Here is a 25,911-nt window from a genome sequence, read left to right as displayed (position 1 = left end):
CGGATAGCACTTAAGTACCGGTGAATTAGCCATTACCAGATAAACATTGATCTGGGGCTTTTGTCTGTGGTCACATGTATCGGTCATCAATGATCGTTCGATCCCGCACAAAGGCGAGAGGGCGCACATGAAGAAGATCGTTGTTCACCGGCCAGGAACCGTGAAGCCGACCGCCGCGGCTGCACCGCGGCACTGCGGCTGAGTCAGCAGGCCGGCGTCCTCTGCGCGCGGACGCCGGCCGTCCCGGACCACGGAAAAGGCACCGTGTGAAGACGATCTTCCTTGACGCGGACCGCCGCATCGGCGGCCCTTACACGATGGGCGCGGCGCTGCTCGCGCACCTGGTACCCCCGGCGCTGGAGCGCCGACCCGACCTGGTCACCCGGCACGACATCGAGATCCGCGCCGTGGCGCCCGGCCTGCACGGCTCCGTGCCGGCCCGCAGACGCTCGCTGGCCGACTCCCTGCCCAGGGAGCAGCGCGTCCTCGTGCCCGGGGCCCGGCGCACCCTCAGGCTCGCCAACGGCCTGGCCGAGTTCGTCCGCGACCACCTCACCGACGCGGGCCCGCTCACCGTCACCGTCGCCAACCTGGACGAGGCGGACCCCACCGACACCGAACTGCTCGCCGTCCTGCGCCGCCGGGTCGACCCCGCGCTGCTCGTGATCGAGGAGGGGCCGTCGGCTCCCGGACGGGGGCCGTTCGCCGCCGACTTCGACCGCTACCGCGACGAGGGGTTCCACCACGCCATGGCCGAGGCGGGGCTGGAGGCGCTGCGCGGCCGGGCGTACGAGGACGACCCCGAGGCGTGGGAGCGGCTGCTGCTGCGCGTGGCGGCGTCGCTGGAGGCGATCGAGCGCGAGGAGGAGGCCCGCGAGCTCTACGACCGGGTCAGGCGCAGGAGCACGCATCCGCGGTACCGCGCCACCGCCGCGTACGCCACCGCCATGATCCTCGTACGGCACCACGATCACGCGAAGCGCGACCCGGAAGAGGCCCTGGCCTGGGTCAACGAGGCCATCACGATCACGTCCCTGATGCCCGACCGGCGCGAGCGCGCGTTCCACCTCGGGTTCGACCTCAACGGCAAGGCCCTGGTCGAGGTGCGCAGGGGTCGTTACGCCGCCGCGATGGAGCTGGTGGAGCGGGCGATCGAGCTGGCCGAGACCGACCTCGCGGGCGAGCACCCGATCCACCGGCTCGTCCTGTACGCCAACCGGGGGCAGCTGCTCGCCATGGCCGGGCGCAAGGAGGAGGCGCTGGCCGACTACACGCGCGCGGTGGAGGCCGACCCCGGCTACCCCGACTACTACCTCGACCGCGGCAACCTGCTGCAGGAGCTGGGCCGGACGGAGGAGGCGCTCGCCGACTACGAGGCCGTGATGCGGCTCAGCCCGCCGTTCCCCGAGGCGTACTACAACCGTTCCGAGATCCGCTACGCCGCCGGCGACCTGGAAGGGGCCCGCGCCGACCTGGACCACACGCTGGAGCTCGACCCGGAGTTCGCGCGCGCGTACGTGAACAGGGCCGGGCTGCACGTGGCCGCGGGCGATCTCGCGGCGGCGCGGCGGGACGCCGAGCGGGGGCTCGCGCTGACGCCGGGCGACCCGCACCTGCTGTGCGTGCTGGGCCAGGTGGAGCTGGCCGAGCACCGCCACGCCGAGGCGCTCGCCGCCTTCGACCGGGCGCTGGAGGCCGACCCCGACCTGGCCGCGGCCTGGGCGGGGCGGGGTGAGCTGGCGTACGAGCGGGGCGACCACGACACGGCGCTGGCCGCCCTGTCACGGGCGCTGAAGCTGGAGGAGACGCCCGAACTGCTGTTCAACCGCTCGCTGGTGCACCGGGCCGCCGGGAGGCCCGTGGAGGCCCGTCAGGACCTCCTGCGGGCCGCGCAGCTCGCTCCCGACGACGCGGACGTCGAGCGGGCGCTGTCCGAACTCTGAGCGGGTCAGGGACGGGCCGTCAGGGGGCCGATCGGGACGACGAGGGGCGTCCCGGCCACCGGGTCGGCGATGACCTTGGCGTCCAGTTCGAAGACCTCGCGCAGCAGGTCCTCGGTGAGCACCTCGTGCGGGGTGCCGGAGGCGATGACCTTGCCGCCGCGCATGGCCACGAGCCGGTCGGCGTAGCGGGCGGCCAGGTTGAGGTCGTGCAGGACCATGACCACCGTCCGCCCGCCCTCCTGGTGCAGGTGCCGTACGAGCTCCAGCACCTCGACCTGGTGGGCGAGGTCGAGGAACGTCGTCGGCTCGTCGAGCAGGAGCAGGTCGGTGCCCTGGGCCAGGGCCATGGAGATCCACGCCCGCTGCCGCTGACCGCCCGACAGCTCATCCAGGGGCCGTTCCGCCAGGTCGGACAGGCCGGTCATGTCGAGCGCCGCCGCGACCGCGCCCTCGTCGTCGGAGGACCACTGGCGGTACCACGTCTGGTGCGGATGGCGGCCGCGCGCCACCAGGTCGGCCACGGTCAGCCCCTCGGGCGCGGTGGGGGCCTGCGGCAGCATGCCGAGGACCTTGGCCACCTCGCGCGTGGGGATCTTGTCGATGCGCTTGCCGTCGAGCAGCACCTCGCCGCCGCGCGGCTTGAGCAGCCGGCCGAGGGCGCGCAACAGGGTGGACTTGCCGCAGCCGTTGGGGCCGATGATGGTCGTCACGGTGCCGGTCTCGACGCCGAGGTCGAGGCCGTCCACGATGAGACGGTCGCCGTACCCCAGCTTGACGCCGGCGGCCTGCAGTCTCACTTTCGCGACCTCCAGATCAGGTGGATCAGGTACGGGGCGCCGAGGACGGCCGTCACGATGCCGACGGGCAGCTCGATCGGCGAGAACGCGATGCGGGCGATGAGGTCGGCGCCCGTGGTCAGGACGCCGCCGACGAGCGCGGAGCACAGCAGCGGGGGCTGCGCCGTACGGGCGAGCCGCAGCGCGATCTGCGGCGCCGCGAGGGCCACGAACGCGATCGGCCCCGCCGCCGCGGTGGCCACGGCGGCCAGCAGCACGGCCGCGAGGATGAGCAGCGCGCGGGCCAGGTTGACGCGCACGCCGAGCGCGGTGACGGTGTCGTCGCCGAAGCGCAGCGCGTCGAGGGAACGGGCGCCGAGCAGCGTCACCGGCACCAGCACGACGAGCGCCAGCGCCGTCGGGACCACGTGTTCCCAGCCGCGGGCGTTGAGCGAGCCGCTGATCCAGACCATGGCGCGGCTGGTGTCGTTGACGTCGCCGACGGTCAGCAGCCAGAACTTGACGTTGGTGAACACCGCGGCCACCCCGATGCCGACCAGCACCAGGCGGTAGCCGTCGAGGCCGCGCCGCCAGGCCAGGCCGTACACGATCGCGGCGCCGAGCAGGCCGCCGACCAGGGACAGGGCGGGGACGCCGAGGGTGGCCAGCAGGCCGCTGACGCCGCTGTTGACGCTGCCGCTCGCCACCACCCCGGCCACCACGGCGACGGAGGCGCCGGTGGTCACACCGAGGATCTCCGGGCTCGCGAGCGGGTTGCGCGCGATCGACTGGATGATCGCGCCCGACAGCGCGAGCGCCATGCCGACCAGGGCGCCGGTGAGCGCGCGCGGCAGGCGCAGCTCCATGATGACGAAGTGGGCAGGGCTGTTGACGTCGAAGGTGCCCGCGAGGACGTCGGCCAGCGACATGTCGATCTCGCCGATGCGCATGTTCAGAGCCATGAGCAGGACGAGCAGCACCAGGCCGGTCACGCAGAGCGTGACGGCGCGGGGCCGTACGCGCCAGGACAGGCGGCCGACACGCAGGGGGCGCCTGGTCATCAGGGTGGTCACAGGCGCACCGGCTTCCTACGACGTACCAGGGCGACGAAGAACGGGGCGCCGATCAGGGCGAGCACCACGCCGACCTCCAGCTCGCCGGGCGGGGCCACCACGCGGCCGATCACGTCGGCGAACAGCAGCAGCGCCGCCCCCACCAGCCCCGAGTACGGCAGCAGCCACCGGTGGTCGGTGCCGGACAGCGGACGGACGAGGTGCGGCACGATGAGCCCGACGAAGGCCAGGGAGCCGCAGGCGGCGACGGCCGCGCCGGACAGCAGGGTGACGGCGGCGACGCCCACGGTGCGGGTCATGGGGATGTTCTGGCCGAGGCCGCGCGCGACGTCCTCGCCGAGCGACAGGGCGTTCAGGCCGGGGGCGTTGATCATCGCGAGCACCAGGCCCACGAGGATGAACGGCAGCACCTGCCAGACGACGTCGGCGCTCCTGCCGGAGATCGAGCCCGCCTGCCAGAAGCGGAAGACGTCCATCGCCTGCTCGTCCAGCAGCACGACGGCGGAGGTGAGGGCGGCGAGCAGGGCGCTCACGGCGGTGCCGGCCAGCGCCAGTGTGACCGGGGTGGGGCCGCCCCTGCCGCCCACCATGCCGAGCGCGAACACCGCCACGCTCGCGACCAGCGCACCGGCGAGGCCGAACCAGATGTAGGCGAGCAGGCTGTCGACGCCGAGCAGGATGATCGAGGAGACCATCGCGAACGCGGCCCCCTGGGTGACGCCGAGCAGGCCGGGGTCGGCGAGCGGGTTGCGGGTGTGGCCCTGCATGAGCGCGCCGGCCACGCCGAGCGCGACGCCGGAGAGCACTCCTAAGACGGTGCGCGGGACCCGCAGCGAGCGGATCACGATGTCGTTCTCGGTGCCGGTGGGGGACGTCAGCGCGTGCCAGGCGTCGGCGAGCGGCACCGACTTGGAGCCGATGGTCACGCTCAGCACGACGGCCACCGCGAGGGCCCCGAGCAGGGCGGAAAGCACGGTGAGCCGGCGTTGACGGATGCCGTGCAGCCGTGGGGCGACGGTGGCCGCGCTCACCCGTGTTCACCTCCACATTTGCCGGAACTCGCTGAAGTATGCCAGCTTAGGCTGGGCTTACCTAATTTAGGTTTGCCTTACTTTTGCGGAAGGGGATGCGATGAGAACGTTGCGGCTGCTGGCGGGTGCGCTCGTCCTTGTGGTGGGGCTCGCCGCGTGCGGCTCCACGCCGGAGGCGCCGGCGTCCTCGGACGCTCCGGCCTTCAGGACCGTCGAGCACGCCATGGGCGAGACCGTCATCCCGGTACGGCCGACCCGGGTGGTGGCGCTCGACCAGAGCTTCGTCGACGCGGTGCTGACCCTGGAGACCCCGGTGGTCGGCTACACGACGTACCGCTCGATCGACTCGGAACTGCCCGGCTATCTCGGCGCCGTCGCCGCGGAGTACGGCAAGGAGGCGACCGAGGTCGGCACGCTGGAGCAGCCGAGCCTGGAGAAGATCATCGCGCTCAAGCCCGACCTCATCGTCTCGGCGAAGGTACGGCACGAGGCACTCTACGACCAGCTCTCCAAGATCGCGCCGACCGTGTTCAGCGAGACCACCGGCGCCATCTGGAAGGACAACCTGCGCCTCATGGGCCGCGCGCTCGGCAAGGAGGACCTCGCCGAGACCCGGATCAAGGAGTACGAGAACCGCGCCGCCACGATCGGCGCCGCCATCAAGGCGAAGGAGGGCGAGCTGCCGACGATCTCGATCGTCCGCTTCGCGGGGGAGCCGACGGTGCGGCTGTACGTGGAGAACTCCTACTCCGGCGTCGTCATGAAGGACGTCGGGTTCACGCGTCCTGAGAAGCAGCCGCGCGCGGACGACGCCATCGCGGTGGACGTCAGCCAGGAACGCATCCTCGACCTCGACGCCGACCGCATCTTCGTGGCGACCTACCCCGACCCGGCCACCGAAGGGCCCAGGGAGAAGTTCCTGGCCAACCCCCTGTGGGGCAAGCTCAAGGGCGACAAGCACGAGGTCGGCGACCTGACGTGGATGAGCGCGGTGGGCATCCAGGGCGCCCACGCGATGCTGGACGACGTCGCGAAGTTCTTCGAGGTCGATCCGGCGTCCTGACGGTCCTTTTGGGAGAGGCCGGAAGAAAGGCTGGGCAACTCATGAACCTATGGGGGTGGCTCGGCGTCTTTCATGGTGAGGTTTACGCACCGGAGCGGGGGCAGCGGAATGACGTGCGACGGTGTCAGGTCGATCGCGGGAGGCGGCGGTTCGCCCATGAAACAGTGCGAAGTTTGTCGCCATACATCCCTAGATGTGATGCTAGACACTCCCTATGTACTTTTGGGTGTCTAGTGTTATGATAACGAGACTTGTCCGGCCGTGGACGTGCTGACACCGCCGCGAGCTGTGGGACGTCAACCCCTGTCTGACCGTGATGAAACCCCTCTAACGCTTCCCTTACCTGGAGCTTGCGATGATGGGATCGCCGTCAGGAGGCTTGTGCCGAAACGGGGGAAAGCGCAAGGGGGAAAAGATTGATCTCGATGACCGATGAGCAGCGTAAGGACTGGTTCGAGCGCGACGTCGTGCCCGTGACGTCGCAGCTGTTCGCTTCCGCCATGCGCCTGACCCGTAACGCCGCCGACGCGGAAGACCTGGTGCAGGAGACCGTGGCCAAGGCGTACACGTCGTACCACCAGTTCCGTGAGGGCACCAACCTCAAGGCGTGGCTGCACCGCATCCTGACCAACAACTTCATCAACGACTACCGCAAGAAGCAGCGCTCGCCGAAGCTGTCGGCCGCCGAGGACATCGAGGACTGGCAGCTGCACGCCGCCGAGTCGCACACCTCGACCGGCCTGCGCTCCGCCGAGACCGAGGCGCTCGACCGGCTGCCCGACAGCGTCGTGATGAACGCCCTGCGCTCGTTGCCGGAGGACTTCCGCGTGGCCGTCTACCTGGCCGACGTCGAGGGGTTCGCCTACAAGGAGATCGCCGAGCGCATGGGCACCCCGATCGGCACGGTCATGTCGCGCCTGCACCGTGGCCGCCGCCAGCTGCGCGGCATGCTGGAGGAGTACGCCCGCGAGGAGGGCGCCGTGCGGCTGTCCACAGAGTCGGCCGCCGCCTGACCGTTCGTCCGTCCGGAGCCCGTGTCCCCGAGGGGCGCGGGCTTCGTGCTGTGCGGGAGTTCGTGCTGTGCGGAGTCAGTGCGAGTCAGTGCGCGGCGGCGATGAGGGCGACCGCGACGAGGGCGCAGCCCACGCCCGTCAGCTGGACGGCTCGCAGGCGTTCGCCGAGCACCTGCCTGGCCAGTAGCAGCGTGCTCGCCGGGTAGAGCGAGACCAGCACGGCGACGAGGCTGAGCAGACCGTCCCGCTGGGCCAGCAGATAGAGGACGTTGGCCACCATGTCGAGCACACCCGCCGCCACGATGACGTACAGGGAGCCGCTGCCGGGCCTCAGCGTGCGGCGGGTGGCCAGGGCGAGCAGGGCCACCGCCGACACCGACGACAGGCGGGCGCCCAGCAGCGGCCACAGGCCCGCCTCGTGCGGCGCCATGGACAGCAGGATGAAGAAGCCGCCGAACCCCGCGCCCGCCGCCAGGGAGGTGAGCACCGACGACGTGGTGGCGCGGCTCGCGCCGCCGCCCTCCTGGCTGACCAGCAGCACCGAGCCGAGCGCCAGGACGACTCCGCTGAGCGCCCAGAACCCCGGCCGGTCGCCGGTCGCCAGCCCGAACGCCACGGGCAGCACGGCGGAGGTCACCGCGGTCGTCGGAGCGACCACCGACATCACGCCCGTGGCCAGCCCCCGGTAGAACAGCACGAGCCCGGCCGCTCCCGACAGGCCGGCGGCCAGGCCCCAGCCCATGGCGCCGGCATCGTACGTGCCCGGAAGCAGCGGCAGCAGGCCCGCCACGAGGGCCAGTCCGGCGATCTGCGAGAGCACGACGACGGACAGCACCCGGGACCGGCGCGTCGCGAGGCCGCCGAAGAAGTCGGCGGTGCCGTACACGATCGCGCACGCCGTCGCCAGGATCACCGTCATCGGTCGCCCTCCAGTTCAATGTATTGCACTGACAGTACAGCACATAGGGTTCACTGCGCTGTATAAATAAATCACTAGACTGCACTCCTATGGAGAGCCCCGAGCTGATCACCCAGGCCATCGCCAGCAACGTCCGTGCCCAGCGCGCCCACCGGGGGCTGACCCTCGACGCGCTGGCCGCCAGGTCGGGGGTGAGCAGGGGCATGCTCGTCCAGGTGGAGCAGGGGCGGACCAACCCCAGCGTCTCCACCCTCACCCGGATCGCCTCCGCGCTCGGCGTCACCGTGGCCCGGCTCGTGGAGGTCTCCGACGTGCCCACGGTTCGCGTGGTCGGCGCGTCCGACGTGGTGACGTTCCAGCAGGGTGACGTGGAGGCGAAGCTGCTGATCGGCGCCGACATGCCGATGATCCTCGAACTGTGGGACTGGCGGCTCGCCCCCGGCGAGCACCACGACGGCGACGCCCACCCGCCCGGCACTCGCGAGATGCTGACCGTGCTCGACGGCGAGCTGACCCTCACCGTGTACGGCAAGAGCCACGTGGTCGGCAAGGACGCCGCCGTCATGTTCACCGCCGACCGTCCCCACCGCTACGCGAACGAGGGCGAGGAGGAGCTCAGGTTCGTGATGGTGGTCGCCGAACCGCGCGAGGCCCACGACCAATAGCTACACAAGCTCCCAGGTCGCCCCACCTGGATTCATGCTGTCTCCATGTATCGGACGGCTGTGGTTGTTTGCCGGGTACATCCCTTGTGTGCGATCCGACGTCGGCAGGGGGTGGCTGGTGTGTGAGGACCGCGCGGCCGCGGAGAAACTCCGGGCCGAGCTCCACGGTCTGGGCGTCGCCGACGCGTACGAAGTGGGCGACGGGCTCACGGTTTCGGTGTGGATCGGCCTGGTCGTCCACTACAGGGACGGCTTCTACCGGTGGAAGGAAGGGTCGGCCAAACGTCGGCATCTGGGTACGGATCCGGCTGGATGTGCCATGCGCGTGGCGCGCCGCTACAAGGAACTCCAGGCCGATATCCCACCCTGGTGGGACGACCTGGTCAGGGAGCTGCGGGGGGCACCGGTCCAGGACTATCCGTAGCAGACCTCCGCATGCCGTGACGCGGAGGAACGTATGCGCCTGTGGGCCCTGCCCGTGGCCCTGCTCACGCTGGCGGGGTGCGTCAGCCACGCGGCCCCGCGTCGCCACCAGCCGGGCGAGGAGCCGACGGAGCCGCCCGGTCACAGCGCGGTCGTGCTCGCCCCGGCCGACCTGGCCAGGAGGCTCGCGGCGATGCAGAGCGACTGGCCGCGCCGCTGGAACCCCGGCTGCGCCAGGCTCAAGTGCGTGGCCCTGACCTTCGACGACGGCCCGGGCCGGTACACCGGCCAGCTGCTCGACCTGCTGGCACGGCGCGGCGTGCGGGCGACGTTCTTCGTCGTCGGCGAGCGGGTGGCCGCCGACCGGGACGGGCACACCGTGCGCCGCATCGCGGCAGAAGGACACGAGCTCGGCAACCACACCTGGGACCACTCGTCGCTCACGGCGCTGCCGCGCCATGAGGTCACGCGCCAGCTCGTCCACACCGACGACCTCGTACGGCAGCTCACCGGCGTGCGGATGCGGGTGATGCGCCCGCCGTACGGCGCGACGGACGCGCGGGTCGCCGCCGAGTCGCGGCGCGAGGGCCTCGCCCAGATCCTGTGGAACGTCGACACCTACGACTGGCGCGACCGCAAGCCCGTGAAGGTGGCCAAGCGGGCGGCGCACGCCAGGCCCGGCTCGATCATCCTCATGCACGACATCCACCCCAGCACGGTGAAGGCCGTCCCGACCGTACTCGACCGGCTCGCCGCCCGCGGCTTCACCTTCGTCACGGTCTCGGAGCTGTACAGCCACCCGCCCGCGCCCGGCCGTACGTACGCGCGGTTCTGACCGGTCGGCGGGTCCGGCGGCGGGGCGTGGGACCCTGGTCGGTATGAGGTTCACCGGTTTCCCCGACGAGGCGTTCCTGTTCTACGAGGGGCTGGAAGCGGACAACTCGAAGGCCTACTTCGGGGAGCACAAGCACCTGTACGAGGAGGCCGTACGAGCCCCCATGACGGCGCTCGTGGACGATCTCGGCCCCGAGTTCGGGGAGGCCCACCTGTTCCGGCCGTACCGGGACGTGCGGTTCGCCAAGGACAAGTCGCCGTACAAGACGCATCAGGGCGCCTTCGTGGAACGGATGCCCGGGATCGGGCTGTACGTGGAGATCAGCGCGGCGGGGCTCTTCGCGGCGGCCGGGTGGTACAGCCAGGCGTCCGACCAGGTGGCCCGCTACCGCGCTGCCGTGGACGAGGACCTGTCGGGCAAGCCGCTGGCCGCGGTCACCGGGGCGCTCGCCGCGGCCGGGCACACCCTGTACGGCGACCGGCTGAAGACCAGGCCGCGCGGGTTCGACGACGACCATCCGCGCATCGACCTGCTGCGGCACCGGTCGTTGTACGCGGGCAGGCGCTTCGAGCCGGAGGAGTGGGTGCACACGGCCGAGGCACGCGACCGGGTGGCGCGCACGTGGCGTGACGCCGCACCGCTGATCGACTGGCTCTGCACCCACGTACGGGGAAGCGAACTCCCGCGCCGCTGAGACGCCGCCCGAGACACGGCGACGCCCGGCCTCCATGACGGAGGCCGGGCGTCGGTCGAGCAGGTCAGGCGCGCTTGGCGCGGGCCGCGGCGCGGCCACGGGCGGCGGCGTCGAGGACGACCTTCCTGATGCGGACGGCGTCAGGCGTGATCTCGACGCATTCGTCCTCACGGATGAACTCGAGGGCCTGCTCGAGCGACAGGTTGCGCGGCGGGATCACCTTCTCGGTCTCCTCGCTGGTGGAGGAGCGCATGTTGGTGAGCTTCTTCTCCTTGGTGATGTTGACGTCCATGTCGTCGGACCGGGAGTTCTCACCGATGATCATGCCCTCGTAGACCTCGGTGGTCGGCGAGACGAACAGCGTGCCGCGCTCCTGCAGGTTGATCATCGCGAACGCGGTCACCGGGCCGGACCGGTCGGCCACCAGGGAGCCGTTGTTGCGGGTGCGCAGCTCGCCGAACCACGGCTCGTAGGAGTCGAAGACGTGGTGCACCAGGCCGGTGCCGCGGGTCTCGGTGAGGAACTCGGTGCGGAAGCCGATCAGGCCACGGGCCGGCACCACGAACTCCATGCGGATCCAGCCGGTGCCGTGGTTGGTCATGTGCTCCATGCGGCCCTTGCGGACGGCCAGGAGCTGGGTGACCGAGCCGAGGTACTCCTCGGGGCAGTCGACCGTGAGGCGCTCGACCGGCTCGTGCACCTTGCCGTCGATGAGCTTGGTGACGACCTGGGGCTTGCCGACGGTCAGCTCGTAGCCCTCGCGGCGCATCTGCTCGACCAGGATGGCGAGGGCCAGCTCACCACGGCCCTGCACCTCCCACGCGTCGGGACGGTCGGTGGGCAGCACGCGCAGCGAGACGTTGCCGACCAGCTCCTTCTCGAGGCGGTCCTTCACCATGCGCGCGGTGACCTTGGAGCCCTTGGACTTGCCGACCAGGGGAGAGGTGTTGGTGCCGATCGTCATCGAGATGGCCGGCTCGTCGACCGTGATCAGCGGCAGCGGGCGCGGGTCGTCGGGGTCGGCCAGCGTCTCGCCGATCATGATCTCGGGGATGCCCGCGATGGCGATGATGTCGCCGGGCCCGGCCTCCTCGGCCGGCTTGCGCTCCAGCGCCTCCGTCATGAGCAGCTCGGTGATCTTGACGCGCTGGATCGAGCCGTCGGTACGGCACCACGCGACCTGCTGGCCCTTGTGGATGCGGCCCTGGTGGATGCGGCACAGGGCGATACGGCCGAGGTAGGAGGATGCGTCGAGGTTGGTGACGTGCGCCTGCAGCGGCGCGTCGGGGTCGTACGTGGGCGCCGGGATGGTCGACTTGATGATGTCGAACAGCGGCTCGAGGTCGTCGGCGTCGGGCATGCCGCCGTCGTCGGGCCGGTTCATCGAGGCCCGGCCGGCCTTCGCGGAGGCGTAGACGATCGGGAAGTCGATCTGGTCCTCGGTGGCCTCGAGGTCCATGAACAGCTCGTAGACCTCGTCGACGACCTCCTTGATGCGGGCGTCGGGACGGTCGACCTTGTTGATGCAGAGGATGACCGGCATCTTGGCGTTGAGCGCCTTGCGCAGCACGAACCTGGTCTGCGGCAGCGGGCCCTCGGAGGCGTCGACCAGCAGCACGACGCCGTCGACCATGGACAGGCCCCGCTCGACCTCGCCGCCGAAGTCGGCGTGGCCGGGCGTGTCGATGATGTTGATGGTCATGCCGCCGTGGTCGACGGCGGTGTTCTTCGCGAGAATGGTGATGCCCTTCTCGCGCTCCAGGTCGTTGGAGTCCATGACCCGGTCGTCGACGTCCTGGTTGGCGCGGAAGGCCCCGGACTGCCAGAGCATGGCGTCGACCAGGGTGGTCTTGCCATGGTCGACGTGCGCGATGATCGCGATGTTCCGCAGGTCGTCGCGGCTGTTCAAAGGCATGATGACGTCTCGCTCTGTGTCGTGGGGTCGGCCGCGCGAAGTCGCGACCACACAATTCTAGTTGATCCCCTTTGATGAGCGGAGCGCGCCCGACGTGACGAGCGACGTACGCGCAGGTGAACACGGGGGTGACGGCGGGTGAGCCGTACCTACATAGCGGGTTGCACATTTGTGCGCATGGAAAGCCGGTCACGCGTCCCTAGATTGTCGGTATGACCTGGACCGAGCTGGTGATGTCGGCGGCGCCCATGCAGGGCGATCAGCCGGCCGTGAGCGACGTCCGGTCAGGCGAGGTGCTGTCGTACGCCGCGTTCGCCCGCCGGGTCACCCGCGCGGCCGCGGGGTTGCGCGACCGCGGGCTGCGCTACGGCGACCGCGTGCTGGTCGACGTCCCGCTCGGGGCGGCGCTGCCCGTGGCGGTGCACGCGGTGGCCTGGGCGGGCGGCGTCGCGGTGCTCGCCGAGTCGGGCGAGGCCCGGCTCATGATCGCCCACAACCGGGTCCACCCCGGCGCCAAGGTCGAGCACGTCTTCTCCTTCGGCCCCGCGCCAGGGGCGAGGCCCTTCTCCGACCTGCTGGGCGGCGGCGCGGTCGAGTTCGGGCCGCTCGCTGGGCCCGCGCTCTCCCTCGACGGGGAGCGGCTGTACGACAACGACGAGCTCGCCACCGACCTGCGCAGGCTCGCCGGCCGCCTGGTCGTCGGCAGGGACGACGTCGTGATCAACGCGGTGAGCGAGCCCTTCCGCGGCCTGCGGGTCATCGACCTGGCCATGATGGCGGGCGCCCACGTCGTGGTGCCGCACGAGCCGACCCTGGTCGGCTGCCGGGTGCTGGCCGCCGAACGCCGCGCCACCATGGTGGTCGCCCCCTACGACCTGGCCAGACGGCTGCTCGGCGACCCCGTGCTGCGCGTCGTCGACGAGAGGGCGGTCGTCAGCTCGCTCGGTCCCTGACGTCATACCGAAAGCCCGGGCTTCCCCTTCGAGGCCCGGCGTGAGGTGCGACACTGTGGGAGAGTGTGATCCTTCCGCGACGCAGGGTGACCACATGCCAGACTCCCCCCGGCACAACCTTCCGGCCGAGCCGAACCGGTTCGTGGGCCGCGAGCGCGATCTCGCTGATCTGCGCGGTCTGTTCGACGACACGCGCGTGGTGACGTTGTGCGGGGTCGGCGGCATCGGCAAGACCAGGCTGGCCCTCCGGCTCGCCGCCGGTCTGTCGTCCGACTGCCCCGATGGCGTGTGGCTGGTCGAGCTGGCCAGGCTGGGCCGTCCCGAGCTGGTCGAGCAGGAGATCGCCCGTGTGCTCGGCGTCCACGAGGAGGTCGGACGGCCGCTGCTCGACACCGTCTCGGTACGGCTGCGCGGCCGGCGCTGCCTGCTGGTGCTCGACAACTGCGAGCACCTGGTCGACAGGTGCGCCGAGGTGGTCGAGGCGCTGGTGGCGGCCTGCCCGCTGCTACGCGTGCTGGCCACGAGCCGCGAGCCGTTGCGCATCGCGAGCGAGCTCATCTGGCGGGTGCCGCCGCTCGACCTGCCCGACGCGGTCACCGCCGAGGCCGAGTCCGTCCAGCTGTTCCTCGACCGTGCCGCCGCCGCCGGCACGCGGCTGGGGCCCGACAGCCTGCCCGACGTCGTACGGCTGTGCCGGGCGCTCGACGGGCTGCCGCTGGCGCTCGAGCTGGCCGCTGCCCGTACGAGCCTGCTCAGCCCAGGGCAGATCGCCGACCGCATCGACGACCGGTTCTCGCTGCTCACGACCGGCGGGCGTACGGCGCCGGCCCGGCAGCGCACGCTGCTCGCCGCCGTCGAGTGGAGCTACGACCTGCTGGGCGAGAAGGAGCAGGTGCTGCTGCGCCGGCTGTCGGTGTTCGCCGGCGACTTCGACCTCGGCCTGGCCGAGGAGGTGTGCGCCGGGCGGCCCATCGCGGGCGGAGAGATCGTCGACCTGCTCGGCGGCCTGGTCGACAAGTCGCTCGTGCTGTGCGACGAGGGCCGCAACCGCTACCGGCTGCTGAAGACCATCAAGTGCTACGCCGCCGAGCGGCTGCGTCAGGCCGGCGAGCTGGAGGCGTTGCGGCAGCGCCATCTCGACGTGCTCTGCGAGCTGTGCGAGGGCCACCTCACGACCGAGCTGGTCGAGCCGCACGTGCCATGGCCGCGGCGGCTGGAGGCGCTGGCCGCGGCCAGGGCGCTGGTCGCCGACCAGCAGGCGGCGCTCGACTGGGCCGCCCGCTCCGGCGACGTGGGGCAGGGCCTGCGCCTGTGCCGGGCCGGCACGGGGCTGCTGCCGCTCGGGGGCGACCTCACCGAGATCATCGGCTGGACGGAGCGGCTGCTCGCCCTCGATGTGTCCGGCATCGCGGCCGAGGAGATCGCCCGCTCGACGGCCTACCTCGCCTACGGGCTGGAGACGCGCGACGAGCTGGCCCGGGCGCTGGAGGTGGCGGAGAAGAGCCTGGTGGAGATCGCGCCGGACGACCTGTTCCCGCGCGGCGTGCTGCACAGCCTGCTGGTCGTGGTGCTGCTGCGCATGGGCCGTCCCGACGAGGCCATGACCCACGCCGAGGAGGGGTTCGCGCTCGCCGAGAGCTGCGGCGACCTCTGGAACCAGGCCGCCGGGTTGGCCGGGCTGTCCGCGGTCGCGCTGACCCGCGGGCGGCTGCGCGAGGCGCAGCGGTACGGCGAGGAGGCGCTCGCGCGGGCGCGCAGGCACGGCCACCGCTGGATCATGGCGCGCACCGCCGCCCAGATCGGGGCGGTGGCGGAGGCCCGCGGCGACCTGGCGACCGCCAAGGCCCAGTACGAGATGGCCGAGCCGTGGCTGCGCGAGCTGGGCAGCGATCTCGACCTCGGACGCTGCCTGGCCAGGATCGGCAGGGTGGCGGCGATGCTGCGGGAGTACGGCGCCGCGCGCGAGCGGCTGGCCGACGGCCTTGAGCTGAGCCGCAGGACGGGGCAGCGCCAGGGGATGGCCCGCTGCCTGGTGGGGCTGTCGGTGCTGGCCGACTCAGCGGGCGACCTGGAGGGCGCGGTGCTCGCGGCGGCGGCCGCGGCGGAGCTGCGCGAGTCGATCGGCCAGCACTCCGGCACGGCCCGCATCGAAGAGCTGCTGGCCCGTGCCCGCGCGCGGCTCGGCGACGGCCGTGCCGCCGCGCTGTGGTCGCGGGGCCGGGCGATGCAACCCGAGGACGCGGCCCGCCACGTCCTCGAGGGCGAGCGGGTGCCGCCGCGCGCGCCCGCGCCCGCCGAGTCGTTCCGCCCCTCGCTGCTCACGGCCCGCGAGCGGGAGATCGCCGACCTGCTCACCCGTGGCCTGTCCAACCGGGCGATCGCCGGCGAGCTCGTGATCAGCCCCGCGACCGTCGCCCGGCACATCGCCAACATCATGGAGAAACTGGGCTACACCTCGCGGGCCCAGATCGCGGTGTGGGCGGCCGAGAACCGGCTCGTCCACACCGCGGGTGAGCCGAGAGCTTCTGCATAGGGATCTGCATATTCAGCCCCATGTGGGCGGGAGGTCCCTTCCTTAACGTGGGCGGCATGGATGAGCGCATCGTGATGGTGGACTCGGGCACCGGCCGCACGCTCACCGAGGAGGAGCTGGACGAGAGGTCGGCGACGGCCGGGGTCCGGCTGCGGCGCAAGGGGGTGCGCAGGGGAGACGGCGTGCTGGTCTGCCTGCCCGCCGGTCCCGACCTGCTGGTGGCGTTCGTGGCGGTGATCGCGGCGGGCGGCGTGATCTGGTCGCTGCCTGCCGACCTCGAGGCAGGGGCGCTGCGTGAGCGCGTCCGGCAGAGCTGCGCCCGGGTGATGATCTCCAACGTCCGGCCGGCTCTCGACGCCGCCGACGAGTCGTGCGTCCGCGTCGTCCTCGGCATCGAGGACCTGTACGGCCCGGGCCCCTACCGCGCGTGATCAGGTGACCCGGCGAGCCTAAGCTCGACTGCATGCCTTTCGCGCCCAACTTCCCCGTCATGCTGCGTACCGAGGACGGGGTACGCATCGACGCCGCCCACACCCCTTCCCGCCACACCGACGTGGGCATCGTGATGGCGCACGGCTTCACCGGCTCCTGGCGCGACCGCACCGCGCGCCGCATCGTCCACGTGCTCAGCGGGTACGGCGGCGTGGTCGCCTTCGACTTCCGCGGCCACGGCCGTTCCGGGGGGCGGACCACGGTGGGCGACCGCGAGATCCTCGACGTGGAGGCGGCGGTCCGGCACGCCCGGGTGGTGGGCTACTCCCGCATCGCGGTGGTGGGCTTCTCGATGGGGGCGGCGGTGGCCGTACGGCACGCGGGGCTGCGCGGCGGGGTCGACGCGGTGGTCTCGGTGAGCGGCCCGGCCCGCTGGTACTACCGCGGCACCCGGCCCATGCGCCAGGTCCACTGGGCCATCGAGCGGCCGGTCGGACGGTGGGCGGCGCGGGTCGCCAAGCACACGAGGATCGCGCGCGGCCCGTGGGACCCGATCCCGATGCCGCCGCACGAGGCCGCCGCGCTGATCGCGCCGACGCCGCTGCTGATCGTGCACGGCGACGCCGACGGGTTCTTCCCCCTGGAGCACGCCGAGCAGCTCTACGCGAACGCGAAGGAGCCGAAGCAGCTGTGGGTCGAGCCGGGGTACGGGCACGCGGAGTCCGCCGCGACCCCCGAACTCATCAGCCGCATCGGCAAATGGATCGTCACCAACTTTTCCTGAGTAATACGCGTCTACCTAGGGCGGAAGGAAGGAAACCGTCGGGAGAAAGTCCCATGGGAAGAAAACCGCCGAGGCGGTGGACATGGGGCATACTTCATGTAGCCGGACGGTTGCCGAGTGTGGTCTCGGGGAGGCCGTACCGGCGGGGTTCCGCATCCAGCGTCGCGGGGGCGCGCTGGGTGCGCGCCCGTTCGCGTCGAGGGCCCCTCGCCGGGGCCCTCGACGTGGGGGAGCTCAGCCGAGCCGCGAGATCGACTTGTACTCGAGGTAGCCGTTGAGCCCCTCGGGGCCGAGCTCGCGGCCGATGCCGCTGGCCTTGTAGCCGCCGAAGGGCGCGTTGGTCTCCAGCATGAAGCAGTTGACGCCGTACGTCCCGGTGCGGACCCGGCGGGCGACGTCCATGCCGCGCTCGGGGTCGGCGGTCCAGACGGTGCCGGCCAGGCCGTAGTCGCTGTCGTTGGCGATGCGGACGGCGTCCGCCTCGTCCTCGTACGGGATCACGGCGAGGACCGGGCCGAAGATCTCCTCGCGGGCGATGCGCATGTCGTTGGAGACACCGGCGAAGACGGTGGGCGAGACGTACCACCCGCGGTCGTACGGCCGGTCGAGGCCGCCCACCACGACCTTCGCGCCCTCCTCCATGCCGAGCTTGATGTAGCCCTCCACGCGCTCCTGCTGGCGCCTGGCGACCAGCGGGCCGATGCCGGTCGCCGGGTCGGCGGGGTCGCCGACGGCCTGCGCCTTGACCATGCCTGCGACGGCCTCCACGACCTCGTCGTAGCGGCTGCGGGAGGCGAGGATGCGGGTCTGGGCGACGCACGCCTGCCCGTTGTTCATGAGGGAGGCGAGCGACAGGAAGCCCATGCTGGAGGCCAGGTCGGCGTCGTCGAGGACGATCGCGGCCGACTTGCCGCCGAGTTCGAGGCTGACGCGCTTGAGCTGCTCGCCGCAGATGGAGCCGATGCGCCGGCCGGCCGCCGTGGAGCCGGTGAAGGCCACCTTGTCCACGCCGGGGTGCGAGATCAGGTGCTCGCCCACCTCGCGCCCGGCCACCACGATGTTGAGCACGCCCGCCGGGAGGCCGGCCTCGGCCGCCCATTCGGCCAGCAGGTACGCGTCGAGCGGCGTCTCGGGCGCGGGCTTGAGGACGATCGTGCAGCCGGCGAGGAGGGCGGGCGCGACCTTGGTCATGGTCACGAACTGCGGCACGTTCCACGGCACCACGGCCGCCACCACGCCCACCGGCTCGCGGCGCACGGTGATCGGACCGAACACCCCGGGCCGCTGCTCCTCCTGGACGAACGTCCTGCCGAGTTCGGCGTAGTACTGGAGCATGCCGAGCGGCTGAGGGGCCTGGGCGAGGTTGGAGAAGGTGATGGGCGAGCCCATCTCCTCGGTGATGAGCTGGGCCATCTCGCTCTGCCGCTCGTTGTAGATCGCGGCCAGGCGGGTGATCACCTCGGCCCGTTCGGCGAACGTCATCCGCGGCCAGGGCCCGTGGTCGAACGCCTCGCGCGCGGCGGCGACCGCGCGGTTCATGTCCTCGGCGGTGCCCTCCGGTACGCGGCCGACGACTTCCTCGGTGTGGGGGGAGATGACGTCCACGGTGCTGGTGCCCGCCGGGGTCACCCATTCGCCCCCGATGAACAGCCTGTCGTGCTGGCGCATGTCGTGAGCCTCCTGCCGGCCGAATGCTTGCTGTCAAGGCGACCGAACCATGTTCTGTCCGGAGGCGCAAGAGGACCGTGGCCGCCACGAAAACGGACAAACTTCGCCTATGGTGCGGGACTTCCCGGGATCGGATGACAGCCATCAAGATCATCTTCTATAGTTCGTGCGTCCAGGAGGGGAGGGGGCTGGTGTGAGGATCTGGCGCTTCGCCGTTCTCGTCACCGTTCTCGCCGGGCTGCTCGGCCTGTCGTCCCCGCTTCCCGCCGCAGCCGACCCCAGCATCAACGAGCTGCGCAAACTCACCAAGCAGGCGGCCCAGCTCAGCGAGCGCTACCGCGGCCAGATCCAGAGCCTGGAAGAGATCCGGATCCAGGCCAAGAAGGCCACCGACACCTCCGGCAGCCTCGAGGCGCAGCTCCGCGCCGCGCAGAGCGAGGTGGGGCGCATCGCCCAGACCGCCTACATCGCCGGCCCCCTCGACGGGATGCAGCTGCTCGCCCCGGCCGCCGACCCGGTCAAGCTGCTCGGGCAGGCGGCCAACCTCGACTACATGGCCGACGAGCGCACGCGGCGGGTCGAGAGCATCCGTACGCTGATCGAGAAGTCGAAAGAGGCGCGGCTCAACGCCAACGGCAAGATCGCCAAGCTGCGCAAGGAGATCGCGACCCTGCAGAGCAGGCGCAAGCAGATCGAGCGCCTGCTCGCCAAGTACGGCTTCCAGCAGCCCGGCGGCTCCGAGGGCCTGACCCCCCGCATGATCTCCGTACGCGCCGAGATCATGCGGAACTTCCCCATGAGGTACGGCGTCGGCTGCCTGCGTCCCGGCGACCCGGGCGAGCACGGCAAGGGCCGGGCCTGCGACTTCATGATGTCGAGCGGCGGCCGGATGGCCGGCGGCAACGACGCCGCCACCGGCGACGCGCTGGCCGCCTGGCTCATCCAGAACGGCCCCAGGCTCGGCGTCATGTACATCATCTGGAAGCAGCGCTACTACGACATCCGCTCCGGCGGCGGCTGGGACCCGATGTCCGACCGCGGCGGCGTCACCGCCAACCACTACGACCACGTCCACGTCTCCGTCTTCTGACGGCCCTTTCCGATGAGCTCCGATCGCTCGACGATGCGCCAGGATGGTCGCGTGACCCAGACTCTGCGCCGCCGCCCCGCCCAGCGCCGGAGCGTCGAACGGGTCGGACGCATGCTCGACGAGTGCGCGCTCCTGCTCGACGAGGTCGGCTACGAGGCGCTGACCACCAAAGAGGTGGCCCGCAGGGCCGGGGTGCCGATCGGAACGTTCTACCAGTTCTTCCCCGACAAGGCGGGTCTGGTCAGAGCGCTGGCCTGGCGCAACCTCGAGGCGTTCCTCCAGCGGATCACCGAGCGCATCCGGTCCGCCGAGCCCGCCCACTGGAGCGACCTGGTCGACCTCGCCGTCGACGAGTTCGTCGACATGAAGCGCCGTACGCCCGGTTTCGGGGTGGTCGACTTCGGCGAGATCCTCGTCGCCCCCGGCGGCCCGGCACTCGCCGACACCCGGCGGGCGCTCGACGACGCGCAGGAGAACAACGTCGTCGTCGCAGAACGCCTGCGTTCCCTGACCCGCGAGCTCCTCGACGTCCCCACGGGGCCCGGCTTCGACCGGGCGCTGATCGTCGCGGTCGAGGCCGCGGACGCCGTGCTCAAGCTCGCCTTCCGTGCCGCACCCGAGGGCGCTCCCGAGATCGTCGCCGAGTGCAAGCAGCTCGTCCGCCGCTACCTCGCCGCGCATCTGCCGTGAAACCGAGTTGACCTGGAGTCCGCTCCAGATGGGATTCTGAGGCCTATGAGTGTGTACACCCCGGCCGAAGTGGTCGAGGAGACCGGCTTCACCCTCGACACCCTGCGCTACTACGAGAAGATCGGGCTGCTCGAACCCGTCCGGCGCAACGCCGCGGGCCAGCGCAGGTTCAGCGACGAACACCTCAGCTGGCTCGGCATGGTCCGCTGCCTGCGCGACACCGGCATGCCGATCGCGCAGATGCTGCGGTTCGCCGAGCTGACCCGTGCGGGCGACCACACGATCCCCGACCGCATCAAGCTCCTGCAGGAGCACGAGCGGCAGGTCGAGGCGCAGATCAACAACCTCGCCGAGCGCCGCCGCTACATCCAGAACAAGATTTCCTACTACCGCAGCGTCCTCTAGCACCCCCTTTGCGCCGAGGTTGTTAGACCGAGGTGCATGGCTGCATCGAGGGCGAGGCGGGTCAACGTGCCGCTGCGCCACGTCGCCAGGGCCTGCGCCGTGCTGCTGTTCGTCCTGCTCGGGCACGTCACCCTGGTGCAGGCGTTCCGCTCCCGCGCGCTCAACGCCGACCCCAGGAACGAACGGCCGCTGATCGCCCGCTACGACCAGCCGCGCGGCAGCATCCTCACCTACGACGGCACGCCGGTCGCCGTCAGTCGGCCCGACCACGGGGGCCCCTACCGCTACCGGCGGGTCTACCCGCGCGGTCAGGAGTACGCGGCGGTCACCGGGCACCTGTCGCTGCACCGCTCGACGGGCATCGAACGGGCCCAGGACGGCGTGCTGTCGGGCGAGGACCCCAAGATCAAGCTGCGGTCGCTGGTCAAGGACGGCGCCGCCGCGGGCGCCGACGTCCGGCTGACGATCCACGACCGGGTGCAGCGGGCGGCGTACCAGGCTCTCGCGGCGACCAAGCTGGCGGGGGCGGCGGTGGCCATCAACCCGGCCACGGGGGCGGTCCTCGCGCTGGCCACGTACCCGACGTACGACCCTGGCGTGCTGGCCGGGTTCGACCGCGAGCGGCTGGCCGAGGTGACCCGGCGGCTGCGCGCCGACAAGGCCGAGCCGCTGCTCAACCGGGCGCTCGACCGGCTCTACCCACCCGGGTCCACGTTCACCCTGGTCACCACCGCGGCGGCGCTGGCCTCGCGCGAGTACACGCCCACGGCCCACGTGAGCGCGCCCGCCCGCCTGCGCCTGCCGGGAACGGCCACGTACGTACGGAACGCCGGGGACCGTCCGTGCGGGAACGGGCGCCCGACCCTCGTGTACGCCCTGCAGACGGCGTGCGACACGGCCTTCGCCGCCATCGGCCTCCAGCTCGGGCAGGACCTGCTGCGCGACCAGGCCGAGGCGTTCGGCTTCAACGCGGCCGACCTGAGGATCCCGCTGCCGACCACCCCCAGCCGCTACCCGGCCGCGCTCGACCGCGCCCAGACGGCCCTGACCGCCATCGGCCGCCACGAGACCCGGGTGACGCCGCTGATGGTCGCCATGATGTCGGCGGCGGTGGCGAACAACGGCGTGCTGATGCGGCCCTACCTGGTGGAGGAGGTCCGGCTCCCTGACGGGTCCGTCGTCAACCGGGCCGACCCGAAGCCGTACCGGACGGTGGTGCCGCCGACGCTGGCCAGGTACCTGGCGCTGATGATGACGACGGCGACCCGTTCGGGCGGCACGCAGGTGGCCGTGCCCGGCATGCGGGTCGCCGCGCGGTCGGCGACGCTCCGTCCCGAGCCGTCCCGAGATCCGAAGGCGGGGCGCCACGCGCTGGTCACGGCCTTCGCGCCCGCGGACGCCCCCGAGGTCGCGGTCGGGGTGGTCCTGGAGGACGCGGGCGAACGCGCCGGCGAGGTGGGGCCCGTGGCCCGCGCGATCATCGAGGCGGCTCTCTCCTAGATGACGTCTGGGCGCGCGTCGTAGTTGATGCCACACTCACAGTGATGGCGCGATCCCCCGAACACAGCAACCTGCCCGCCGAACCCAACGCGTTCGTCGGCCGCGAGTCCGACGTCGACGAGCTCGCCCACCTCATGCGCGTCTCGCGGGTGGTGACCCTGTGCGGGGCAGGCGGCATCGGGAAGACCCGCCTGGCGCTGCGCCTCGCCGCCCGGATCGCCTGCGCGTACCCCGACGGCGTGTGGCTGGTCGAGCTGGCCGAGACGGACCGGGACGCCGCGGTGAGGTCCGCGGTCAGGGCACGCGTCGCCGCCGCGCTCGGCATCGCGGGCGAGCTCGCCGAGACGATCGGCGACCGGCGCGTGCTCCTCGTGCTCGACAACTGCGAGCCCGTCGTGGCCGAGTGTGCCGACCTCTGCCGCGACCTGCTGAGCGCCTGCCCGTCGGTGAGCGTGCTCGCGACCAGCCGCGAGCCGCTGCGTGTCCCCGGCGAGACCGTCTGGCGCGTGCCGCCGCTGTCGGTGGACGGCGTCGGCAGCGAGGCCGTCCGGCTGTTCGTGACCAGGGCCGCGGCGGCGCGGCCCGGGTTCGCGCTGACCGACGCGACCGGCCCGCAGGTCGTCGAGCTGTGCCGCGTGCTCGACGGGCTGCCGCTGGCGATCGAGCTGGCCGCCGCCATGGTGCGGTTCCTGTCGGTGGGGCAGCTCGTCGAGCGGCTCGACGACCGGCTCAGGCTGCTGCGCTGCGGCCCCCGTACGGCTCCGGCCCGCCACCGCACGCTCTGGGCGGCCGTCGACTGGAGCTACCGCCTGCTCACCCCACAGGAGCGGCTGCTGCTGCGCCGTACGGCGGTTTTCCGCTCCGCGTGGACGCTCGACCTGGCCGAATCGGTCTGCTCCGGCCCCGGGCTGGCCGAGCGCGACGTCCTGCCCCGGCTCTGCGACCTCATGGACAAGTCGCTCGTCGTCCTCGACGGTGAGATCGCCGGCCAGTCGCGCTACCGGCTGCTCGCGACCGTCCGCGACTACGCTCTGGAACAGCTGCTCGACTCGGGCGAGGAGACCGACGTGCGGCGGCGGCACCTGCTCGCCGTGGCCGCGCTGGCGGCCGCGTTCAATGAGGCGACGGCCTCTTCCTCGTGGCCGGTGGTCGAGCGGCACGCCAACCTCGTCGACGGGCTCAGCACGGAGATGGGCGCCGCCTGCGACTGGTCGATCACCGCCGGTCTGCCAGAGGCCGGGCTCGGGCTGCTGGTCGACGCGCGGCACGTGCTGGTCGGCGCCGGGCGCGCGCTCGACCTCGTCGAGCGGCTCGACCGGCTGCTCGCCCTCGACTGCCCGCGGGTGCCGCGCGCGCTGCGCGGGCAGGCGCTGGTCCTGCGGGGCGAGCTGTCGCTGGCCGCCGGCGACCGGGAGACCGCCCTGCGGCACGTACGCGCCGGGCTCGACCTGTGCGCCGCCGCCGGCGACGCGTACGGCGAGGCAGCGGGCACCGTCGCGCTGGCCCGGCTCACCGGCGAGCAGCAGGCGCTGGAGCGCGCGCTGGAGGCGGCCGGACGGTGCGGCGACCCCCTCCTGGAGTCGCAGGCCCGCAACGCCCGCGCCCGTGCCGCCCTCCACCAGGGCCGCCTGCACGAGGCGCGGCGCGCCTTCGAGGAAGGGCTGTCGATCGACGAGGAGCTCGACAACCACTACGGGCAGGCGTCCGACCACATCGGCCTGGCCCAGGTCGCCCGGCGCTGCGGCGACCTGCCCGGCGCCCGGCGCCACTACCAGGCCGGGCTGCGCCTGCTGCGCCACGTGGACGCCAGGCAGCACACCGTGAGCTGCCTGGCCGGGCTCGGCCGGGTGGCGCTCGACCAGGGCGACCTGGCGCAGGCCAGGGCCAGGCTGACCGAGGCGCTCGTGCTCAGCCGCGACGCGGGCCTGCGGGCGGGCATCGCGCGGCGGCTGGAGGCGTGGGCGCGCCTGGTCGCGGCCGAGGGCGACCACCGGCGGGCCGTGCTGCTGGTGGCGGCCTCGGTGACGCTGGGCGGCCGGCAGCCGGACGCCCGTGCAGAGGAGGTGCTGCGGCCGGCCCGTTCCGCCCTGGGGGAGGTGGTGGCGGACGTGCTGTGGGCCGAGGGCAGCGCGATGACCGTCGACCAGGCGGTGTCGTGCGCCCTCGACGGCGCGCTGCCCGACCCGCCGCCCGAGCCGGTCGTGCCGGCCGGCCAGGAGTGCAGGCTGACGGCGAGGGAACAGGAGATCGCAGAGCTGGTCGCCCGAGGGCTGAGCAACCGGGCGATCGCCGGCGAACTGGTCATCAGCCCCGCCACCGTCGCCCGCCACGTGGCCAACATCCTGGCCAAGCTCGGCTTCTCCACGCGTACACAGATCGCCGCATGGGTGATCGGCGCCCGATGACCTTTCTACACATGGGGGAGGGTCACGCGTACATCATCGAATGGCCATGTCAGCGCATGTGCTCGGGTGCGTGGTACGCCTACCGTTTCTTGGGCGATCGCCCGCGCCGCAACGGCTGCGGATGATCGTGCGGGGACGTCGCGCGTCCCAGTGGGGCGGGGCCTCCTCGGAGGGGTGGGGGTCCGGCTCCGGGCGCGTGACAGCGGGCTCGAGTCGCGCAGGACTCGGGCCCGCCCAACCGGTCGGGCGAATGCACAGCCTCCTACATACATCGGTGGATGCTGGGCCCGCCCCGGCCGCCGTACGTTGGCGGGCATGAAGCCCAGCGTCTCGCCCACCGTGATCCACGAGGTGTTCCGCAGGGCCTACGCGCGCGGCGACCGTCCCGCCCTCATCGACCTGCGCGGCGGTCGCGTCTACGGCTACCGCAGGCTGGTCACCGAGATCACCCGCGCCGCCTCCGGGCTCCTGCGCAGGGGCGCGAGGCGCGACCAGGTGGTGGGCGTCCACGTCCCCACGGTCGGCGCGCAGACGCTGGCCGTCCACACGGTGGTGGCGGCCGGTGGGGTGGCCGCGCCGATCGACCCCGCGCTCGGTCCCGACGAGATCGCCGCGCGCCTGAGCGACTGCGACGCCCGCACCCTGATCACCACCCCCGACCTGGCGCCGGCGGCGGTGCTGGCGGCCGAGCAGTCCCGCGTGCGCCAGGTCGTCTCGCTCGGCCCGGCCCTCGACACGATCGACTTCCGCAGCCTGCTGACGTTGGAGCCGACGCCGCTGCCCACGCTCGACGCCCACCGCCAGGACGCCCTGCTGCTCGCCGACGGCCGCCGCCTGTCCCACGCCGGGCTGGTGGGCCGGATGGCCGAGCTCGACGCGGCCGTGCGGCTGACCGAGTCCGACGTGGTGCTGGCCACGTGGCTGCCCGACGGTGGCTGCGGCCTCGTCGCGCTGGTCTGTCTCGCGGTGTCGAAGGGCGCGCTGGTGGTCGCGGCCCACGACACCGACCTGCCCGGCACCACGTACGACTTCAGCGTCACGGTCATGACCGGCTCCGGCACCACCCTCGAACGCTGTTGACTCTTGTTGGCGTCAAGAGTT

The 25,911-nt window shown here is 71.9% G+C and carries 23 protein-coding genes; 17 read left to right on the top strand and 6 right to left on the bottom strand.

The window, feature by feature from the left end; translation table 11 throughout:
• Window positions 1-266: 266 nt before the first annotated feature.
• The gene (locus BLR04_RS06085) at window positions 267-1,943 is read left to right on the top strand and encodes a tetratricopeptide repeat protein (RefSeq protein ID WP_090760404.1); all 1,677 of its coding nucleotides are present in this window, start codon (window positions 267-269) and stop codon (window positions 1,941-1,943) included.
• A 5-nt stretch (window positions 1,944-1,948) separates the two neighbouring features.
• Here the strand turns inward: BLR04_RS06085 and BLR04_RS06080 are convergent, their stop codons facing one another.
• From BLR04_RS06080 to BLR04_RS06070, 3 genes are read right to left on the bottom strand one after another with little or no spacing between them, the layout of a single operon-like run.
• The gene (locus BLR04_RS06080) at window positions 1,949-2,740 is read right to left on the bottom strand and encodes an ABC transporter ATP-binding protein (RefSeq protein ID WP_176902963.1); all 792 of its coding nucleotides are present in this window, start codon (window positions 2,738-2,740) and stop codon (window positions 1,949-1,951) included.
• Window positions 2,737-3,780, bottom strand: a complete 1,044-nt coding sequence (locus BLR04_RS06075) for a FecCD family ABC transporter permease (protein ID WP_090760806.1) — start codon at window positions 3,778-3,780, stop codon at window positions 2,737-2,739. The genes BLR04_RS06080 and BLR04_RS06075 overlap by 4 nt, the downstream gene beginning before the upstream one ends.
• Before the next feature lie 8 nt (window positions 3,781-3,788).
• Window positions 3,789-4,823 (bottom strand): FecCD family ABC transporter permease, encoded by a 1,035-nt coding sequence (locus BLR04_RS06070; protein ID WP_218128729.1) that lies wholly within the window; start codon window positions 4,821-4,823, stop codon window positions 3,789-3,791.
• Window positions 4,824-4,923: 100 nt separating this feature from the next.
• On the opposite strand from BLR04_RS06070, the gene BLR04_RS06065 reads away from it, so the two are divergent.
• Together BLR04_RS06065 and BLR04_RS06060 are read left to right on the top strand one after the other, a co-directional pair.
• Window positions 4,924-5,886 carry an ABC transporter substrate-binding protein gene (locus tag BLR04_RS06065; RefSeq protein ID WP_090760402.1) on the top strand — a complete coding sequence of 321 codons (963 nt, stop codon included), beginning with the start codon at window positions 4,924-4,926 and terminating at the stop codon, window positions 5,884-5,886.
• 425 nt (window positions 5,887-6,311) lie between these two features.
• Window positions 6,312-6,899 (top strand): sigma-70 family RNA polymerase sigma factor, encoded by a 588-nt coding sequence (locus BLR04_RS06060; protein WP_176902962.1) that lies wholly within the window; start codon window positions 6,312-6,314, stop codon window positions 6,897-6,899.
• 85 nt (window positions 6,900-6,984) lie between these two features.
• Here BLR04_RS06060 and BLR04_RS06055 read toward each other — a convergent pair whose 3' ends face one another.
• A complete protein-coding gene (locus BLR04_RS06055) occupies window positions 6,985-7,818 on the bottom strand; it encodes a DMT family transporter (protein ID WP_090760398.1) in 834 nt (277 codons plus the stop codon).
• Between the two features lie 89 nt (window positions 7,819-7,907).
• Here BLR04_RS06055 and BLR04_RS06050 point away from each other — a divergent pair, with 89 nt between their 5' ends.
• From BLR04_RS06050 to BLR04_RS06035, 4 genes are all read left to right on the top strand, one after another.
• Window positions 7,908-8,483 (top strand): helix-turn-helix domain-containing protein, encoded by a 576-nt coding sequence (locus tag BLR04_RS06050; RefSeq protein ID WP_090760396.1) that lies wholly within the window; start codon window positions 7,908-7,910, stop codon window positions 8,481-8,483.
• An 88-nt stretch (window positions 8,484-8,571) separates the two neighbouring features.
• Entirely contained in the window at window positions 8,572-8,907 is a 336-nt protein-coding gene (locus tag BLR04_RS06045) for a hypothetical protein (protein ID WP_245740047.1), read from the top strand.
• A gap of 33 nt (window positions 8,908-8,940) precedes the next feature.
• On the top strand, window positions 8,941-9,741 hold the full coding sequence (locus BLR04_RS06040; protein WP_090760394.1) for a polysaccharide deacetylase family protein: 801 nt from the start codon (window positions 8,941-8,943) through the stop codon (window positions 9,739-9,741).
• 43 nt (window positions 9,742-9,784) lie between these two features.
• Entirely contained in the window at window positions 9,785-10,435 is a 651-nt protein-coding gene (locus BLR04_RS06035) for a DUF2461 domain-containing protein (protein WP_090760392.1), read from the top strand.
• Window positions 10,436-10,499: 64 nt separating this feature from the next.
• On the opposite strand, the gene typA is transcribed toward BLR04_RS06035, so the two are convergent.
• Window positions 10,500-12,350: a translational GTPase TypA gene (typA, locus tag BLR04_RS06030; protein ID WP_090760390.1), complete on the bottom strand. Its 1,851-nt coding sequence runs from the start codon at window positions 12,348-12,350 to the stop codon at window positions 10,500-10,502.
• A gap of 212 nt (window positions 12,351-12,562) precedes the next feature.
• Between typA and BLR04_RS39535 the strand changes: the two genes are divergently transcribed.
• The 4 genes from BLR04_RS39535 (at window position 12,563) to BLR04_RS06010 (ending at window position 17,052) form a co-directional block, all read left to right on the top strand.
• Entirely contained in the window at window positions 12,563-13,303 is a 741-nt protein-coding gene (locus tag BLR04_RS39535) for an AMP-binding protein (RefSeq protein ID WP_143021971.1), read from the top strand.
• A gap of 94 nt (window positions 13,304-13,397) precedes the next feature.
• The gene (locus BLR04_RS06020; RefSeq protein WP_090760388.1) at window positions 13,398-15,836 is read left to right on the top strand and encodes a LuxR C-terminal-related transcriptional regulator; all 2,439 of its coding nucleotides are present in this window, start codon (window positions 13,398-13,400) and stop codon (window positions 15,834-15,836) included.
• Between the two features lie 56 nt (window positions 15,837-15,892).
• Window positions 15,893-16,267 carry an AMP-binding protein gene (locus BLR04_RS06015; protein ID WP_176902961.1) on the top strand — a complete coding sequence of 125 codons (375 nt, stop codon included), beginning with the start codon at window positions 15,893-15,895 and terminating at the stop codon, window positions 16,265-16,267.
• Between the two features lie 32 nt (window positions 16,268-16,299).
• Window positions 16,300-17,052 (top strand): alpha/beta hydrolase, encoded by a 753-nt coding sequence (locus tag BLR04_RS06010; protein ID WP_245740046.1) that lies wholly within the window; start codon window positions 16,300-16,302, stop codon window positions 17,050-17,052.
• Window positions 17,053-17,286: 234 nt separating this feature from the next.
• Here BLR04_RS06010 and BLR04_RS06005 read toward each other — a convergent pair whose 3' ends face one another.
• Window positions 17,287-18,720, bottom strand: coding sequence for an aldehyde dehydrogenase (locus BLR04_RS06005; RefSeq protein ID WP_090760384.1), 1,434 nt, complete (start codon window positions 18,718-18,720; stop codon window positions 17,287-17,289).
• A 193-nt stretch (window positions 18,721-18,913) separates the two neighbouring features.
• On the opposite strand from BLR04_RS06005, the gene BLR04_RS06000 reads away from it, so the two are divergent.
• The 6 genes from BLR04_RS06000 to BLR04_RS05975 all read left to right on the top strand — a co-directional run bounded on the left by BLR04_RS06000 (window position 18,914) and on the right by BLR04_RS05975 (window position 25,890).
• The gene (locus tag BLR04_RS06000) at window positions 18,914-19,810 is read left to right on the top strand and encodes a coiled-coil domain-containing protein (protein WP_090760382.1); all 897 of its coding nucleotides are present in this window, start codon (window positions 18,914-18,916) and stop codon (window positions 19,808-19,810) included.
• 51 nt (window positions 19,811-19,861) lie between these two features.
• Entirely contained in the window at window positions 19,862-20,500 is a 639-nt protein-coding gene (locus tag BLR04_RS05995; RefSeq protein ID WP_090760381.1) for a TetR/AcrR family transcriptional regulator, read from the top strand.
• Window positions 20,501-20,545: 45 nt separating this feature from the next.
• A complete protein-coding gene (locus tag BLR04_RS05990) occupies window positions 20,546-20,905 on the top strand; it encodes a MerR family transcriptional regulator (RefSeq protein ID WP_090760380.1) in 360 nt (119 codons plus the stop codon).
• A 36-nt stretch (window positions 20,906-20,941) separates the two neighbouring features.
• Window positions 20,942-22,405, top strand: a complete 1,464-nt coding sequence (locus tag BLR04_RS05985) for a penicillin-binding transpeptidase domain-containing protein (protein ID WP_090760379.1) — start codon at window positions 20,942-20,944, stop codon at window positions 22,403-22,405.
• 44 nt (window positions 22,406-22,449) lie between these two features.
• Window positions 22,450-24,810 (top strand): ATP-binding protein, encoded by a 2,361-nt coding sequence (locus BLR04_RS05980; protein ID WP_090760377.1) that lies wholly within the window; start codon window positions 22,450-22,452, stop codon window positions 24,808-24,810.
• Window positions 24,811-25,125: 315 nt separating this feature from the next.
• The gene (locus tag BLR04_RS05975) at window positions 25,126-25,890 is read left to right on the top strand and encodes an AMP-binding protein (protein WP_090760375.1); all 765 of its coding nucleotides are present in this window, start codon (window positions 25,126-25,128) and stop codon (window positions 25,888-25,890) included.
• The last annotated feature ends 21 nt before the right edge of the window (window positions 25,891-25,911 follow it).

Origin of the sequence: Nonomuraea maritima (assembly GCF_900100395.1) — a bacterium.
In the GTDB taxonomy this organism is placed as follows: Bacteria; Actinomycetota; Actinomycetes; order Streptosporangiales; family Streptosporangiaceae; genus Nonomuraea; species Nonomuraea maritima.
This window is presented reverse-complemented; position numbering and strand designations above follow the sequence as displayed.